Annotated in this window: 12 protein-coding genes, 1 tRNA gene and 1 pseudogene; 2 read left to right on the forward strand and 12 right to left on the reverse strand. The window is 64.7% G+C overall.

Annotated features, from left to right (window positions below):
- Nucleotides 1-170: 170 nt before the first annotated feature.
- The 6 genes and pseudogenes from BLU04_RS12525 to BLU04_RS12550 form a co-directional block, all read right to left on the reverse strand.
- Complete coding sequence (locus BLU04_RS12525; protein ID WP_093286629.1) at nt 171-800, reverse strand: response regulator transcription factor; 630 nt, start codon at nt 798-800, stop codon at nt 171-173.
- Nucleotides 797-2,365 (reverse strand): PAS domain S-box protein, encoded by a 1,569-nt coding sequence (locus tag BLU04_RS12530; RefSeq protein ID WP_093286633.1) that lies wholly within the window; start codon nt 2,363-2,365, stop codon nt 797-799. The genes BLU04_RS12525 and BLU04_RS12530 overlap by 4 nt, the downstream gene beginning before the upstream one ends.
- Nucleotides 2,366-2,510: 145 nt before the next feature.
- A pseudogene (locus BLU04_RS12535) lies at nt 2,511-2,849 on the reverse strand (peptide chain release factor-like protein); the annotation flags it as partial.
- A gap of 46 nt (nt 2,850-2,895) precedes the next feature.
- Complete coding sequence (locus tag BLU04_RS12540) at nt 2,896-3,231, reverse strand: flagellar basal body rod C-terminal domain-containing protein (protein WP_093286638.1); 336 nt, start codon at nt 3,229-3,231, stop codon at nt 2,896-2,898.
- Between the two features lie 66 nt (nt 3,232-3,297).
- Entirely contained in the window at nt 3,298-4,665 is a 1,368-nt protein-coding gene (gene proC / locus BLU04_RS12545; RefSeq protein ID WP_093286640.1) for a pyrroline-5-carboxylate reductase, read from the reverse strand.
- Nucleotides 4,655-5,200 (reverse strand): shikimate kinase, encoded by a 546-nt coding sequence (locus BLU04_RS12550; protein WP_093286643.1) that lies wholly within the window; start codon nt 5,198-5,200, stop codon nt 4,655-4,657. The genes proC and BLU04_RS12550 overlap by 11 nt, the downstream gene beginning before the upstream one ends.
- Before the next feature lie 54 nt (nt 5,201-5,254).
- Here BLU04_RS12550 and aroC point away from each other — a divergent pair, with 54 nt between their 5' ends.
- Nucleotides 5,255-6,343 (forward strand): chorismate synthase, encoded by a 1,089-nt coding sequence (gene aroC / locus BLU04_RS12555; RefSeq protein WP_093286645.1) that lies wholly within the window; start codon nt 5,255-5,257, stop codon nt 6,341-6,343.
- Between the two features lie 21 nt (nt 6,344-6,364).
- Here the strand turns inward: aroC and BLU04_RS12560 are convergent, their stop codons facing one another.
- The 6 genes from BLU04_RS12560 to glgA form a co-directional block, all read right to left on the reverse strand.
- Complete coding sequence (locus BLU04_RS12560; protein ID WP_162274683.1) at nt 6,365-7,999, reverse strand: ATP-binding protein; 1,635 nt, start codon at nt 7,997-7,999, stop codon at nt 6,365-6,367.
- A gap of 216 nt (nt 8,000-8,215) precedes the next feature.
- Nucleotides 8,216-9,301 carry a threonine synthase gene (thrC, locus tag BLU04_RS12565; protein WP_093286651.1) on the reverse strand — a complete coding sequence of 362 codons (1,086 nt, stop codon included), beginning with the start codon at nt 9,299-9,301 and terminating at the stop codon, nt 8,216-8,218.
- A gap of 13 nt (nt 9,302-9,314) precedes the next feature.
- On the reverse strand, nt 9,315-10,637 hold the full coding sequence (locus tag BLU04_RS12570) for a homoserine dehydrogenase (RefSeq protein ID WP_093286653.1): 1,323 nt from the start codon (nt 10,635-10,637) through the stop codon (nt 9,315-9,317).
- A 154-nt stretch (nt 10,638-10,791) separates the two neighbouring features.
- Entirely contained in the window at nt 10,792-11,400 is a 609-nt protein-coding gene (locus tag BLU04_RS12575) for a pyridoxamine 5'-phosphate oxidase family protein (RefSeq protein ID WP_093286657.1), read from the reverse strand.
- A gap of 118 nt (nt 11,401-11,518) precedes the next feature.
- Nucleotides 11,519-11,590: transfer RNA gene (locus tag BLU04_RS12580), tRNA-Glu, on the reverse strand.
- Nucleotides 11,591-11,700: 110 nt separating this feature from the next.
- Nucleotides 11,701-13,140 (reverse strand): glycogen synthase GlgA, encoded by a 1,440-nt coding sequence (glgA, locus tag BLU04_RS12585; protein ID WP_093286660.1) that lies wholly within the window; start codon nt 13,138-13,140, stop codon nt 11,701-11,703.
- 133 nt (nt 13,141-13,273) lie between these two features.
- On the opposite strand from glgA, the gene BLU04_RS12590 reads away from it, so the two are divergent.
- On the forward strand, nt 13,274-14,275 hold the full coding sequence (locus BLU04_RS12590) for a PhoH family protein (RefSeq protein ID WP_093286662.1): 1,002 nt from the start codon (nt 13,274-13,276) through the stop codon (nt 14,273-14,275).
- The last annotated feature ends 19 nt before the right edge of the window (nt 14,276-14,294 follow it).

Raw genomic sequence — 14,294 nt, forward strand, 5'->3', positions numbered from 1 at the left:
TTTCGGGGAAAAAGAGCGCGGGGTCTTCTCCCGGGGTGTTCTTGTCTTGCGATTGAATCTATAGGAAAGCGGGCCCGGTCGGTATCAGCCGCGCGGAGAAACGATTGTCCGTCTTTGTCCGACACTCGCGCCGAAGCGAGCCCAATGAGCCCCATGCACGGCCGATCCGGTTATTCGATCAAGCCGTGCTTGATCGTGTAGTGGGTCAGCTGGGCGTTGCTCTCCATTCCCATTTTTTCGAGGATGCGGGTCCGGTAGGTGCTGATCGTCTTCACGCTGAGGGAGAGGTGGGAGCCGATCTCCTTCACCCGCTTCCCCGAGGCGATGAGCCGCATGACCTCGAACTCCCGGTCGGAAAGCGCCTCGTGCGGCAGCGTCCCCTCCTCCGTGTCGAGGCCGAGGGCGAGCTTCTCCGCGAGGGTCGAGCTGACGTACTTCCGGCCCGAGAGGATCTTCCGCAGCGCCTTGCCGATTTCGTCGGGGGCGGTCTCCTTCGTGAGGTACCCGGCGGCGCCGCTTTTCAGGGCGCGGACGGCGAACTGGTCCTCCGGGTGCATGCTCATGATGAGGATCGGGAGCGTCGGGGCGATGCGCCGGATATCCTTGATGACGTCGAGGCCGCCGCGCCCGCCCATGCTGACGTCGAGGATCGCCACGTCCCATTTCTTCTGCACCACCTGGGTATAGGCCTGGTTCCCGTCGGAGGCCTCCCCGAACTGGGCTCCCGGAAACTCTTCGGAAAGGAGGCCGCGGAGTCCTTTGCGGACCACGGCGTGATCGTCGGCGATGAGAATCTTCATGAGGCGGAGGGGAGGGGTTGTTCGGAGTTGTCGAGGAAGTCGTCGGGAGCCGTCACCGTTATCGGCTCGACGATCTCGAAGGGAATGGTGAGGATCGCCATCGTGCCGGCGCCGGGCGTCCCCTTCAGGTGGAGGGAGCCGTTGCAATCGACCACCCGCTCCTGCATCCCGAGGATGCCGAGGGCGTGGGAGGCGTTGATCTCCTCCTTCGTGATGCCCCGCCCGTCGTCGCGGACGATCAGGACGACCTTCCCGTTCGGGTTGGCGATCTCGATCTCGACCCGGGTCGCCTTCGCATGCCGGACGATGTTCGTCATGAGTTCCTGGAAGATGCGGAAGACCACCGTCCCTTCCCGCATCCCGACGACGCCTTCCACCCGGTTCTTCACCGCGACGACCAGCCCGCTGCGGCGGGCGAATTCCTCCGCCTGCCACTCGATGGCGGGGCCGATGCCGAGATGGTCGAGGACGCCGGGACGGAGTTCGGCCGCGATCTGCCGGACGGTGTCGATGATCTCGTCGATCAGCTTCCCGATGTCCTGCCCCCGCTGCTGCAACCGTTTTCGCTCCTTCGCCGGAGTCAGGGCGATGAAGGAGGTCGCGAAGGAGGCGAGGTCCATCTTCAGCCCGGTCAGGTTCTGGCCGAGGTTGTCGTGGATCTCCCGCGCGATCCGGGTCTGTTCCTCCTCCCGCACCCGCTGGAGGCGGATCGAAAGGTCGCGGAGCTGCTGGCGGGAATGGCGGACCAGCTTCTCCCCCTCGATCCGTTCGGTGATGTCCCGGCTGAAGCTGTGGTGGCCGGCGAACTTCTCGTCGGCGTCGCGGGCGACGATCATCACGTTCTCCCGGTGGAAGACGGAGCCGTCCTTGCGGATCGCGCGGCTCTCGATCACCGCCCGTCCCTCGCTCATCATCTGGATGTAGGCGTCGATGAGGCGGTCCCGGTCGTCGGGATGGACGACCGATTCCCAGTTGATCCCGATCATCTCCGCCGGGGTGTAGCCGAAGAGGCGGGCGTAGGCGTCGTTCACGTGGATGTGGTTCCCCTGGCAATCGTAGCGGGCCATCCCCTGGAGGGCGTTCTCGAAGACCGCGCTCATCATCCGCCAGGTCTGCTCCGCCTGCTTCCGCTCCGTGATGTCCTCCAGGGCCAGGATGCGGATATCGCTGTCGGCGTCGATCGGATGGGCCATCGTCCGGACCGAGAGCCGGACGTGCCGCCAGATCTGGCTATGATGAAGGAAGCGCCCCTCCGCGGTTGGATCGATCCCCTTCCGTTTCCGGGCCTGGAGGGGCTTTTTCCGCAGGAGGACGCCGATGGTCTTCCGGTCGGAGGGATGGATGAAATCGATGAGGAAGCGGCCGGTCAATTCGGCGGTGCTGTAGCCGAACTCCTCGAAGAACGAGAGGGTGCCGCCCAGAACCTGCAGATCCCGCGAGAGGATGAGGGTGGGGACGGGGGTGAATTGAAGTGCCTCCGCGAGGAGATCGAAATCCGATGAGGGACGCTGTTTTTTTAAGGACGAGGAACCTTTGGAAACCCTTTTTGGAGCGGTCTGGTGCATGGAAATAGCGTAAACATCTCTTTCCCCCTACCGCTGAACCTACAAGATTTCCCGGGGAAGCCCACTAAATTCAGCGGTACCCGTACAATTTCCACTTAAGATTTCGTTCAACCAAATCCGTGTCGCCCAAGGATTTAAGAGGACGCTACTCGACCGGGCGGCGGCGGTCCTGCTTCACCACGGAGCGGAGCTTCTTCGTCTTCAGGATCTTTTCCTTCAACCCCCGGGGACGGGGCGACCGGCGGCGGCGGCGCAGGGAGGCCTCGCTCTTGATGAGGGCGCGGCGCTCGGCGGCGATCTTGTCGAGCCGCTCGGCGAGGCGCTGGCGGGCCAGCTCGCGGTTCTGCTCCCGGTGACGCGTGTCCTCGACGCGGACGGTGATCCCCGTGGGCTTGTGCTTCAGGATGACGGCGGTATTGACCTTGTTCACGTTCTGCCCGCCGGGCCCCGAGGAACGGCAGAACGACTCGACGAGGTCGTCCTCGTGGAAGGGAAGCCTCATGATCCCGGCGTTTGCGATAAGCCGGGGGCTAGGAAAGGAGCTGGATCGCCCGCTGCTGCATCCGGTCGGAGACCTGGAGCGCCTTCACGTTCGCCTCGAAACCCCGCTGGGCGACGAGCGTACCGACGAGCTCGGTCGCCGCGTCGACGTTGGAGAACTCGGAAGCCGCCTCGGGATTGAGCGGCGAGCCCGCCCGGCTGATCGAGACCGTCACGCCGGTCCCGGCGGGCGTCGCCTCGGTGTCGACGGTCCGCGAGGCCTCGAAGCCGGGGGTCGAGATGTTGGCGATGTTGTTCGCCGCGATGTCGGCCCGGGTCTGATTGGCCTGAAGACCGGTGAGGGAGGTATTGATGCCGGAGCTCATACAGCAACCTTACTCCCATTCGCATCTTAAATCCAACTACCAAATGTATCTAACCCTAGACAATTATTACTCTATTTTTAATGCAGTACTTTGAGCTAATAAGATTGGTCTTGCCCAATCCGAGAACGCTTTGCCTTTTGAATAAGCAAAATCTTGCAGCATCTCTTTTTCTACGGTGGTTACCCTTATGGCAATAAGATGCTTGCGAACATGCTCGTTAGATGTTGAAACCTCGTATTTTCTGAAGGCCGATATCGATGACGTTAAATGCTCCTCATATCCACTTAAACCTTGAAGACGCAGCTTGATTAACTGGCTTTCCTCTTTAAATGCTTCAATTAAGACTGGACGTGCCCAATCTGAAAATGACTTAGCAGCAGCATCAGAAAAACTTCTCATTAGATGCTTTTCCTTTGTAGTCACTCGGATAGCCAAAAGATGACGCCGAATATGAACACTAGGCTCTGCACGTTGCTGTATTAAGAGAGTGGAAGCCACTGACTTTATACTTTCCTCACTTCCACGCATCTCCGTAGCTCGTCGCCGAGCCGCCGCGACGGCTTTCTGAAGGGAGTCTTCCCAGCCGGCTTCGGCGAGGACATTGCATCCGGCGACCGTCGTCCCGCCCGGGCTCTTCACCTGGTCGGCGAGGGCGATGGGGGAGAGGTCGGAGGCTCCCACCATCTTCGCCGCGCCGATGGCGGTCTGGACGGCGAGCTGCTTCGCCACGGCGGGGCTCAGCCCCTCGGCGATCCCGCCCGCGATCAGGGCGTTGAGGAAGTGGTAGACGTAGGCGGGACCGCTCCCGCTGACGGCGGTGACGGCGTCGAGGAGCGGCTCCTCGACCCGGACGGCGGTGCCGACGGCGGCGAGCAGGGCCTGGGCGACGGCAAGGTCGCCTTCCGTCGCGTGCCGTCCGGGAGCATAACCGGTGATCCCCTCGCCGATCAGGGCCGGGGTGTTCGGCATCGCCCGGACGATCCGCGTCCCCTCCCCCAGCAGGACTTCGATCCGGTCGGTCGTGATTCCCGCCATGAGGGAGAGGAAGAGGGGCTTCTCCTCGCGTCCCGCCAACGTCTCCCGCAGCGTCGGCAGGATCTCGGCGGCCTGCGCCGGCTTGATGCCGAGGATGACGACGTCGGACTGGGAGACCAACTCGAGGTTCGTCTCGCTCGGCGTGACCGAGACGGGACCGGCCGAGCCGAGCGCGTCGAAGAACTGGGTGAGCGTGTTCGCGGTCCGGGCCGTCGCGGTGAGGGTGCGGAGGAAGGAGGGGTTCGCCTTGGCGATGCCGATCGCCATCGCCCGGGCCATCTTTCCGGCGCCGAGGAAGCCGACGGTCTTGCGTTCATCGCGCGGATCGAAGCCGTCGAAGGGATCGAATGGATTCAGGTCGTTCACGTCGGCAGGGGATTCGGACGATTCAGGATTCATGGAAGGTGCTTTGGTAAAGGGCGAGGATCTCGGCCCCGATCGCGTCGGGCTTCCGCTGCTCGGCGTCGATGACGTGATGGGCCTTGCGGTAATCTTCCTCCCGTTTCGCCAGGAGGCAGCGGAGGGTCGCGATGCGGTCCTCGGCGGCGGCCGTGACGTTGGAAGCCGCCCCCAGCAGGGGCCGGTTCGTCGCCGTCGCGGTGCGGAGGGCGAGCATCTCCGCGGAGGCGTGGAGATAGAAGACAATGCCCCGGTCGAGGAGGAGGCGGCGGTTCTCCGCGTCGACGAAGAGGCCTCCCCCCGTCGAGAGGACGCCGGGGACCCGGGCCACCGTCTCCGCGAGGATCGCCCGCTCCAGCTCCCGGAAACCGGCCTCGCCCGATTCCTCGAAGATCGCCGGGATCGTCTTCCCGGCGCGGCGCTCGATGAGGGCGTCGGTGTCGTAGAACGGCAGCCCCCCGGCGCGGTGGAGCCATTCGGCCACGGTCGATTTGCCGGAGCCCATCATGCCGACGAGGACAAGGTGCTTGTTCACTGGGACGGGTTGCTGTTAGTTTTGTCCCCTATCTCTTACGGAAAGACGCGGATCATGCCAAACACCTTCGGCCACCTTTTTCGAATCACAACCTGGGGCGAGTCCCACGGCGGGGGCGTCGGCGTCGTCGTCGACGGCTGCCCTCCCCTCCTCCCGCTCGATGAGGCGGCGATCCAGGTCGACCTCGACCGCCGCCGTCCCGGCCAGAGCAAGATCGTCACCCCCCGCAAGGAGGCCGACACCTGCCGCATCCTCTCCGGCGTCTTCGAGGGCAAGACGACCGGCACGCCGATCTCGATCCTCGTCCCCAACGAGGACCAGCGTCCCGATGCCTACCGGGAAATGGAGACCCTCTACCGCCCCTCCCACGCCGACTACACCTACCAGGCGAAGTACGGCATCCGGGACTGGCGCGGCGGCGGGCGGACCTCGGCGCGGGAGACGATCGGCCGCGTCGCGGGCGGCGTCGTGGCGAACCAGCTCCTGAAGCGGGTCGCCCCCGGCATCGGGATCGTCGCCTACGTCTCCCGCATCCACGACCTCGACGCCGGGGTCGATCCCCTCGCCGTCCGGTACGACGACGTCGAGGGCAATATCGTCCGCTGGCCGACGGCCGAAGGGGCGGAACGGGCCATCTCCAAGATCGAGGAGGCGCGCAAGGACGGCGACTCCCTCGGCGGCATCGTCACCTGCGTCGTCCGTGGTCTTCCTCCCGGCCTCGGCGAGCCGGTCTTCGACCGCCTGGAGGCCGAGCTGGCCCGGGCGATGATGAGCCTCCCGGCAACGAAAGGCTTCGAGATCGGCTCCGGCTTCGGCGCGGCCCTGATGAAGGGCTCCGAGCACAACGACCCCTTCTACACCGAGGCGGGCCGCGTCCGCACGCGGACCAACCACAGCGGCGGCATCCAGGGCGGGATCAGCAACGGCGAGGAAATCGTCATGCGGATCGCCTTCAAGCCGACCGCGACGCTCAGCCGCGCCCAGGAAACGGTCTCGACGACCGGCGAAGCCGCAACGCTGAAGGCCCGGGGACGGCATGACCCGTGCGTCCTCCCCCGCGCCGTGCCGATCGTCGAGGCGATGACGCGGCTGGTGCTGGCCGATCACTGGCTGCGCCAGCGGGCGATTACGTTGCCGGAGTAGGGCCGCCCTAGGGGCGCTCCCCTACGCCGTCGGCGAGGGCGGCGGCGGCGGGGCCGCGTTATTGAAGAAGGAGAAGATCAACTCCTTCAGCTTCCCGATCTTGAACGGCTTCTCGAGGATGTGGCAGCCGGTCTTCTGGTGGAATTCGTGGATCGTGGCGGAGATGAAGTCGCCGCTCATGAACAGGAACCGTCCCTTGTAGGAAGGGAAATCGACGCAGGCCTGGCTGTAGAAATCGATCCCGTTGCAACGGGGCATCTTGATGTCGGAGAGGACGACGTCGAAGTCGCCGTCGGCCGCCAGCCGTTCCAGTCCTTCAATCCCGTTCCCCCCGGTCACGACCTCGACCTTCTGCATCGTGAGGAACCGCTCGAGGAATTCGAGGATCGCGGGCTCGTCGTCGACGACGAGGACGCGCCCGACCGAGCCGGGCTTCAGATTGCGGGCCGTTTTCGAGGGAGTCGGCGCGGGGATCGAGGCGGCGCTGCCCGCGCCGATCTCGCCGTCGCCGTCGACATCGCCCTCGGGGATCGCCGGGAGGGCGGCGGGGAATTCGAGGACGAAGCACGATCCGGCGGCGCTCGACGTGCTGAGATAGAGCTTCCCGCCATGGGCTTCCATGAGGGTCTGGGCGACGGGCAGGCCGAGGCCGACGCTCCCCGCCTTTTCCTTCGTCGTGAAGAAGGGACGGAAGACCTTCTCGGAGTTCTCCTCGGGAATCCCCTCCCCGTTGTCGGCGACGCGGATGAGGAGGAACCGTCCGGCACGCTCCGCGAGGATCGCGATCTTGCCGTCCTTCCGTTCGGGCGGGATCGCCCGCTCGGCGTTGTTGACGAGGTTCATCAACACCTGGAGGACCTGGTCGGGATTGGCCTCGACGGCGGCGGGCGGCTGGGCGTCCCGGAAGGTCAGCTCGATATTGTGGACGCGAAGCTGGTATTCCCGGAGGCTGAAGAGCTCCCGGACGATCGAGGCGACGTTGACCACCTGCTTCGCCGAGACCTCGCGGCGGGCGAAGTGGAGGAGGGAGCGGAGGATGCGGGCGGCGCGGCGGGTTTCCGACGAGATCGCCCGGAGGGAGGAGGCAGCCGGGGGCTGGTCGGGCGTCATCTCGAGGATCGAGGCCTGGCCGAGGACGGTCGTCAGCGGGTTGTTGATCTCATGGGCGATGCCCGCGATCACCTTCACGACGGCCTCGAGCTTCTGCCCTTCCATCGCTTCCTCGAGGAGGCGCTTCCGCTCGTCGTACTCCTCCTCCAGCGAGAAGGCGAAGGCGACTAGGTCGGCGAAAAGGGAGACGGTGGTGAGGTCGGACTCGCTGAAGGCGTTCGGCTCGAAGCCGTCCATGTTGATCACGCCCCAGACTTCCCCCCGCACCTTCACGGGGACGGCCATCTCCGACTTCACATAGGAAAAAAGGGAGACGTAGGTCGGGTCCTGCGTCGTGTCGGCGCAGAAGTAGGGTTTCCCCGTCGCGGCGACGGTCCCGGTGATGCCGTAGCCGATTCCGAGGTGGCAGTTCTTCTTGTCCTCGGTCCAGTCTTCGCCGTAGGTCGAGGTGATGTCGAGGAAGCCGTTGCGATGGTCGACCTGGATGAAGGAGCCGTGGACCGCCCCGACGAGCTGGCACGCCTGTTCCAGAGTAATTTCGATCACCCTCTGGGTCTCCTCCCGGCGTTGCACGGCTGCAAGTACCGCCTGAAGTGCCTTGGCTGCCCGATCCATGTTAGTTGTACTAGAAAGCAGTATTTAGACCAATTGCAATTCAAAGATAAAGATTTAAGTAATCTTTACTATCTATCGTGCAACAGGCCTAAAAAGAGGGCTAAACAAGGAAACAGGGGTTCCGATTCAGAGAGCGACTCCGAACCCTTAAAGCCCCAACAGCCGGAGAACGGCCTCGGTCGACGACGGGACGACGACCGGACGGGCGATGCCCGAGTTGACGGCGGTATCGGGGTCCTTCAAGCCGTGGCCGGTCGTCGTCGCCACGATCCGGCTGCCGGCAGGGATCAGACCGGCCTTGTGGGCCTTGATCAACCCGGCGATCGGCGCGGCGCTGGCGGGCTCGACGAAGAGGCCCTCCAGGCGGGCGAGCATCCGGTAGGCGTCGAGGATCTCCTCGTCGGTGACGATGTCGATCCGGCCGTTCGACTGGGCCACGGCCTCCTTCGCCCCGATCCAGCTGGCGGGATTGCCGATGCGGATCGCGGTGGCGACGGTGTTCGGGTTCTCGATGATCCGGTCCTCGACGATCGGGGCCGATCCGGCGGCCTGCCAGCCGAACATCCGGGGAAGCTTCTTCGAGAGGCCGTCCCGGTGGTATTCCCGGTAGCCCTTCCAATAGGCGGTGATGTTCCCGGCGTTGCCGACGGGGAGGAAGTGGAAATCGGGGGCCTCGCCGAGGATGTCGCAGACCTCGAAGGCGGCGGTCTTCTGCCCCTCGATGCGGACGGGGTTGATCGAGTTGACGACGGCGAACTCCGGGCGCGCGCCGAGTTCCCGGACGATCCGCAGGGCGTCGTCGAAGTTCCCCTCGATGGCCACGACGGTGGCCCCGTACATCATCGCCTGGGCCAGCTTCCCGAGGGCGATCTTCCCGTTCGGCAGGATGACGACCGACTTCAGCTTCGCCCGCGAGGCGTAGGCCGCCGCCGCCGCCGAGGTGTTCCCCGTGCTGGCGCAGATGACGGCCTCGACGCCGCCCCGGTTCGCCGCCTCGGTCATCGCCATCGTCATCCCCCGGTCCTTGAAGGAGGAGGTCGGATTCATCGCCTCGTACTTGATGTAGAGCTCGATGTCGGCCCCGATCTCGCCGGGGATCCGTTCCGCCTTGATGAGGGGGGTATTCCCCTCCAGGAGGGTCACGACGCGGGTTTCGGGCGTGACGGGAAGGCGGCTGCGGTAGGCTTCGATGATGCCCGGCCAGCGGGGATGTTTGGCGGAATGGCTGCTCATGACAAAAAGGGGATTAGGTGAAATCTTCGACGCGGAAACTGACCGCGGGAGCCTGGACGATGTCGAGGCCCTCCAGCTCGGCGCGGGCCGCCTCGAAGTTCCCGACGTTCGCGTCGTGGATCATCAGGATGAGGGGGACATGGCCGCTGGCGCCCTGGTCGGAGGACGACTCGGGCTGGATGACGGAGGAGATGCCGATGTTCCGCTTCCCGAGGACGGTGGCGATCCGGGCGAGGACGCCGGGGCTGTCCTTCACGGCCAGGCGGAGGTAATAGCGGGCGGTGATTTCCTCCGCCGTGGCGATGCCGGGAGGGGTCGCTTCGTTCCAGAGGCCGCACGAGCCGAAGGCGAGGTTGTCCGCCGCGTTCCCGCCCTCGCGGGCCAGGGCAGCGAGGTCGCTGAGGACGGCGCTGGCCGTCGGGTCGCCGCCCGCGCCGCGTCCGTAGTAGAGGGTGTCGCCGACCACGTCGCCGCGGACGAGGACCGCGTTGAAGACCCCCTTCACCGAGGCGAGGACGTGGGAGGAAGGGACCATCGTCGGCTGGACCGAGATCTCGATCCGGCCCGAGGGGACGGTCTTCACGATGGCGAGGAGTTTGATCCCGTAGCCGAGGGTCCGGGCGAAGGCGATGTCCTGCCGGTCGAGGCCCGCGATGCCCCGCACCGTGAGGGAGGCCATCTTCGGCCAGAAGCCGTAGGCGATCGCGGCGAGGACGAGGGTCTTGTGGGCCGCGTCCCAGCCTTCGACGTCGAGGCTCTCGTCGGCCTCGGCGTAGCCGAGCTTCTTCGCCTCGGCGAGGATCTCCGCGTACTCCTTCCCCTCCGCTTCCATCCGGGTGAGGATGTAATTGCAGGTGCCGTTCACAATGCCGTGGAGCGAAAGGATGCGGTTCGCGGCGAGCCCTTCCCGGAGGGCCTGGAGAAGGGGGATCCCGCCGGCGACGCTCGCCTCGTAGAGGAGGCAACGTTTCTTTTCCTGCGCGAGGCGGAAAAGCTCCCCGCCCCGCGCGGCGAGGAGGGCCTTGTTCGCCGTGACGACGTGCTTCCCCGCCTCCAACGCGCCCTTCACGAGGCGGAAGGCATCGTCGGTCCCGCCGATCAGCTCGACGATCACGTCGATCTCGGGGGCGGCGATCAGGTCTTCCCAGCGCGAGGTGACGAGGGAGGCGGGAATGCCGACGCTTTCGGCCTTCGCCGCGTTGCGCGAGGAAACGCGGACAATCTCCAGCGGCCGCCCACAGCGGCTCGCCAGGAGATCGGCCTGCCCGCGCAGATGGCGCCAGACCCCCTGCCCGACTGTTCCGACCCCGGCCAAACCGATCTTGAGAGACTTCATGATTAAAAACTGAGGGGTTAGTGAACCGCGAAACGACCTCGGTTTCAACGAGATTCCTTCCCCAAGCCTCCATAAAGGCCCAAAAAAACGGCCCTCACGGGCGGCACTGCCTCAAAACCGAAATGACGGAAGCGGAGGCCGGGTTTTCCTCCCTTCAACTCGGATTTGCCCGAGCTTTTTCCAATTCGCGCTCCAGTTCGGCAATCCGCCGTTGAAGCGGAAGAAGAGCCTCTTTTACCTCCTCCGCCGTGAAGCGGGGGGTGATATGCTGGGGGCAATTCCAATCGAAGGCGACAACCTCGATGATGAAGAGGCGTTCCACCGTCCCCGCCGTCTCCCCTTCGGCCAGCCGCGAGGCGAGCTCGGGAAACGCCTCGATCTTCTCCACCTTGGCATGGCCCAGGATCTTCAAGCGAGTCCGGCGCGGGTAATCGATGAGAAAGAGTGCCACCCTGTCCCCGGTCGCCAGATTGCCCGTCGAAACCATCTGTCGATTGCCCCGGAAGTCGGCGAAGACCAGGAGATTCGGCCCCACGACCTGGAGGAAGCCGACCTTCCCGCCCCGGTGCTGGATGTAGGGCCACCCCGTTTCGCCCACCGTCGCCATGTAGAAACTGTCCCGCGATTCGATGAAGCTTTTTTCGTCGTCGGTCAGCTCGTCCCGTTCGAGGGCTCCGAGGGCGTTTTGTTCCACCCCGTAATACTCCCGTTGCTTCCGGTGAACGGAGTCGGTGAAGACCAATTCTTTGAATTTGGCGGCCATGGAATATTCTACTCCTTTCGCCCGAAATGCGAAAGGGGGGGCATCGCCAGGGAAAGAGAGAAACACTCGGCCTCTTGAAAACGGGGCGCCGAAGAAAGCCGAGGAAAGCCGAAAAAAGTGACCCCAACGGGTTTCGAACCCGTGCCGCCACCGTGAAAGGGTGGAGTGCTAACCGTTACACTATGGGGTCATAGCCCTCCTTCGGGAGGAGGGAGGGAAATTATGCTGATTTCGAGTTTCTGTGCAATAGGGAAAATGGGGAAATGCGCGTAAAAAACGCGCCCCGATTCCGTCCCATCCCTAACTCGCCAAAGCGCGGCGGTAGACCGTCTCGTAGCCCTTCGCGCTCTGCGTCCAGCTGAAGTCTTCCTTCATGCCGAGCTTGCGGACGCGGTTCAGCTCGACCTTGTTCCGGTAGAGCGCCATGGCCCGTTGGCAGGCATCCCAGAAGGGCTGGCCGCTGCACGGGGAGAAGCGGAAGCCGGTGCCGTCCTTCGTCGCCGCGCTGAGGTCGGGCCGGTAATCCTTCACCGAGTCGGCGAGGCCGCCCGTCTCGTGGACGATCGGGAGGGTGCCGTAGCGGAGGCTGTACATCTGGGTGAGGCCGCACGGCTCGTAAAGCGAGGGCATGAGGAAGAAGTCGGCCCCGGCGGTGACGCGGTGGGAGAGCTCCTCGTTGAAGCCGATCCAGACGCCGACTTTCCCCGGATAGCGGGCGGCGAGGCTGGAGAAATAGCTTTCGGCCGCCGGATCGCCGGAGCCGAGGAGGACGAGGCGGATGTCCTGCCAGAGGAGTCCCTCGATGATCTCCTGGATGAGGTGGATCCCTTTCTGGTGGGCCAGCCGGGTGATGGCGGCGAAGATCGGGGCGCCGTCGTCCTTCAGGTGGAAGCTTTCCAGGAGGGCCTTGCGGCAGGCCCCCTTGCCGCCGAGCGCGGCGGGGCCGTAGTTCGCGGGGAGGAGCGGATCGGTCTTCGGATTCCACGTGGCGTAGTCGACGCCGTTGAGGATGCCGGTGAGCTTGTGCTTCTGCTCCTGGAGGACGCGGTCGAGCCAGCACCCGTAGATCTCGGTCTGGATCTCGAGCGCGTAGCGGGGACTGACGGTGGTGACCTGGTCGGCGAGGACGATGCCCGCCTTCATGCAATTCACATAGCCGTAGAACTCGACCCCCTCGGCGGTGAAGAAGGAATCGGGAAGATTCGTGAGCGGGAAGTCGATCCCCCAGAAGCTCCCCTGGTAGGCGAGGTTGTGGATGGTGAAGACGGTCTTGAAGGGGAGCCCCCGCGCCTTCACGACGGCGGGGACGAGGCCGGTCTGCCAGTCGTGGACGTGGATGATCTCGGGCGCGGGATCGAGGTAGCGGGCCATCTCGACGACGGCCTTGCTGAAGAAGAAGAAGCGGGCGGCGTTGTCGACGTAGTCGGCGTTGTTCTCCCCGTAATATTGGGCGCGGTTGAAGTATTCCTCCTGCTCGATGAGGAAGAGGCGGACGCCGCCCGGGGCCTCGGCCTCCCAGACGCGACCTTCCTTCACCGTGGTCCCCATCGGGATCTGGAGAAAGAGATCGGTGGCGCGGATGCCGGGGATTCTCTCCCGCAGGCCCCGGTAGAGGGGGAGGACCGCGGAGACCGAATGCCCCTCCCCCTTCAGGACCGGGGGCAACGCGCCGAGGACGTCGCCGAGGCCGCCGCTTTTCGCAAAGGGGGAGAGCTCGCTGGCGGCAAAAAGGATGTTCATGAAAAAAGCGACCGGGGCCCCCGGCGGGAGACCGGCTCATTTAGCAATTTAACAAATCAACAAGTCTCCTGAAGCTGATAGGTTTTCCTTTTCCCTGTTGCGAGATTTTTTTACTCATTTAACCTCTTTTGCAATGGCCACCCCTCGCGGCAGCAATGCCCCCGTTTCGGAAACCCTTGAGTTTGACAATGCCCGCGCCGTCCTTTCCCTGATCGGGGGAAGCGAAAGCCACCTCGACCTCCTCGCCGAACGCTACCACCTGAAGGCGACGACCCGCGACGGCTGGATCCGCCTGGAGGGGCCGAAGGAAGGGGTCGCCCGGGCGAAGAAGGTCCTCGCCCAATTGCAGAAGGCCCAGGAAGGAGGCCTCGTGATCCGCAAGAAGGAGTTCCTCTTCGCCCTCGAGGCGACCGAGGAGAAACGTTCCGTCGCCCTCGCCGATCTCCACGCAGCCCGCGTCGAGGTCTCCCCGAAGAAGCCCGCCGTCATCCCGAAGACCCCTTCCCAGAAGGCCTACCTCGACGCCATCCGGACGAAGGACCTCGTCTTCGGCATCGGTCCCGCCGGGACCGGGAAGACCTACCTCGCCATCGCCTGCGCCGTCGCCGCCCTCCGTCGCGAGGAGGTGAAGCGGATCGTCCTCACCCGCCCCGCCGTCGAGGCCGGGGAAGCCCTCGGCTTCCTCCCGGGCGACCTCAACGAGAAGATCCTCCCCTTCCTCCGTCCCCTCTACGACGCGCTGAACGAGATGCTGGAGCCGGTCGAGATCCAGCGTTACACGGAGAAGGGAAGCATCGAGATCGCCCCCCTCGCCTACATGCGCGGGCGGACGCTGAGCCAGAGCTTCATCATCCTCGACGAATCCCAGAACACGAGCACCGAGCAGATGTTCATGTTCCTCACCCGCCTCGGGCCTGGCTCGAAGTGCATCGTCACCGGCGATCCGACCCAGATCGATCTTCCGAAGACCCGCAAGTCGGGCCTCATCGAGGCGCGGCAGGCGCTGCGGAACACCCCCGGCGTCGACTTCTGCGAGTTCGACGAGAGCGACGTCGTGCGGCACGACCTCGTCCAGCGGATCATCACCGCCTACCGCCACCACCGCGGGCACCAGATGACGAGCATGGGCCTGTAAGGCCGTCAGACAACGGACG

Origin of the sequence: Verrucomicrobium sp. GAS474 (assembly GCF_900105685.1) — a bacterium.
GTDB lineage: Bacteria > Verrucomicrobiota > Verrucomicrobiia > Methylacidiphilales > GAS474 > GAS474.

Excerpts from the sequence above, each read along its gene's own strand:
- BLU04_RS12525 (WP_093286629.1), bottom strand. The coding sequence starts at position 800 with ATGAAGATTCTCATCGCCGACGATCACGCCGTGGTCCGCAAAGGACTC.
- BLU04_RS12530 (WP_093286633.1), bottom strand. The coding sequence starts at position 2,365 with ATGCACCAGACCGCTCCAAAAAGGGTTTCCAAAGGTTCCTCGTCCTTA.
- BLU04_RS12540 (WP_093286638.1), bottom strand. The coding sequence starts at position 3,231 with ATGAGCTCCGGCATCAATACCTCCCTCACCGGTCTTCAGGCCAATCAG.
- proC (WP_093286640.1), bottom strand. The coding sequence starts at position 4,665 with ATGAATCCTGAATCGTCCGAATCCCCTGCCGACGTGAACGACCTGAAT.
- aroC (WP_093286645.1), top strand. The coding sequence starts at position 5,255 with ATGCCAAACACCTTCGGCCACCTTTTTCGAATCACAACCTGGGGCGAG.
- thrC (WP_093286651.1), bottom strand. The coding sequence starts at position 9,301 with ATGAGCAGCCATTCCGCCAAACATCCCCGCTGGCCGGGCATCATCGAA.
- BLU04_RS12570 (WP_093286653.1), bottom strand. The coding sequence starts at position 10,637 with ATGAAGTCTCTCAAGATCGGTTTGGCCGGGGTCGGAACAGTCGGGCAG.
- BLU04_RS12575 (WP_093286657.1), bottom strand. The coding sequence starts at position 11,400 with ATGGCCGCCAAATTCAAAGAATTGGTCTTCACCGACTCCGTTCACCGG.
- glgA (WP_093286660.1), bottom strand. The coding sequence starts at position 13,140 with ATGAACATCCTTTTTGCCGCCAGCGAGCTCTCCCCCTTTGCGAAAAGC.
- BLU04_RS12590 (WP_093286662.1), top strand. The coding sequence starts at position 13,274 with ATGGCCACCCCTCGCGGCAGCAATGCCCCCGTTTCGGAAACCCTTGAG.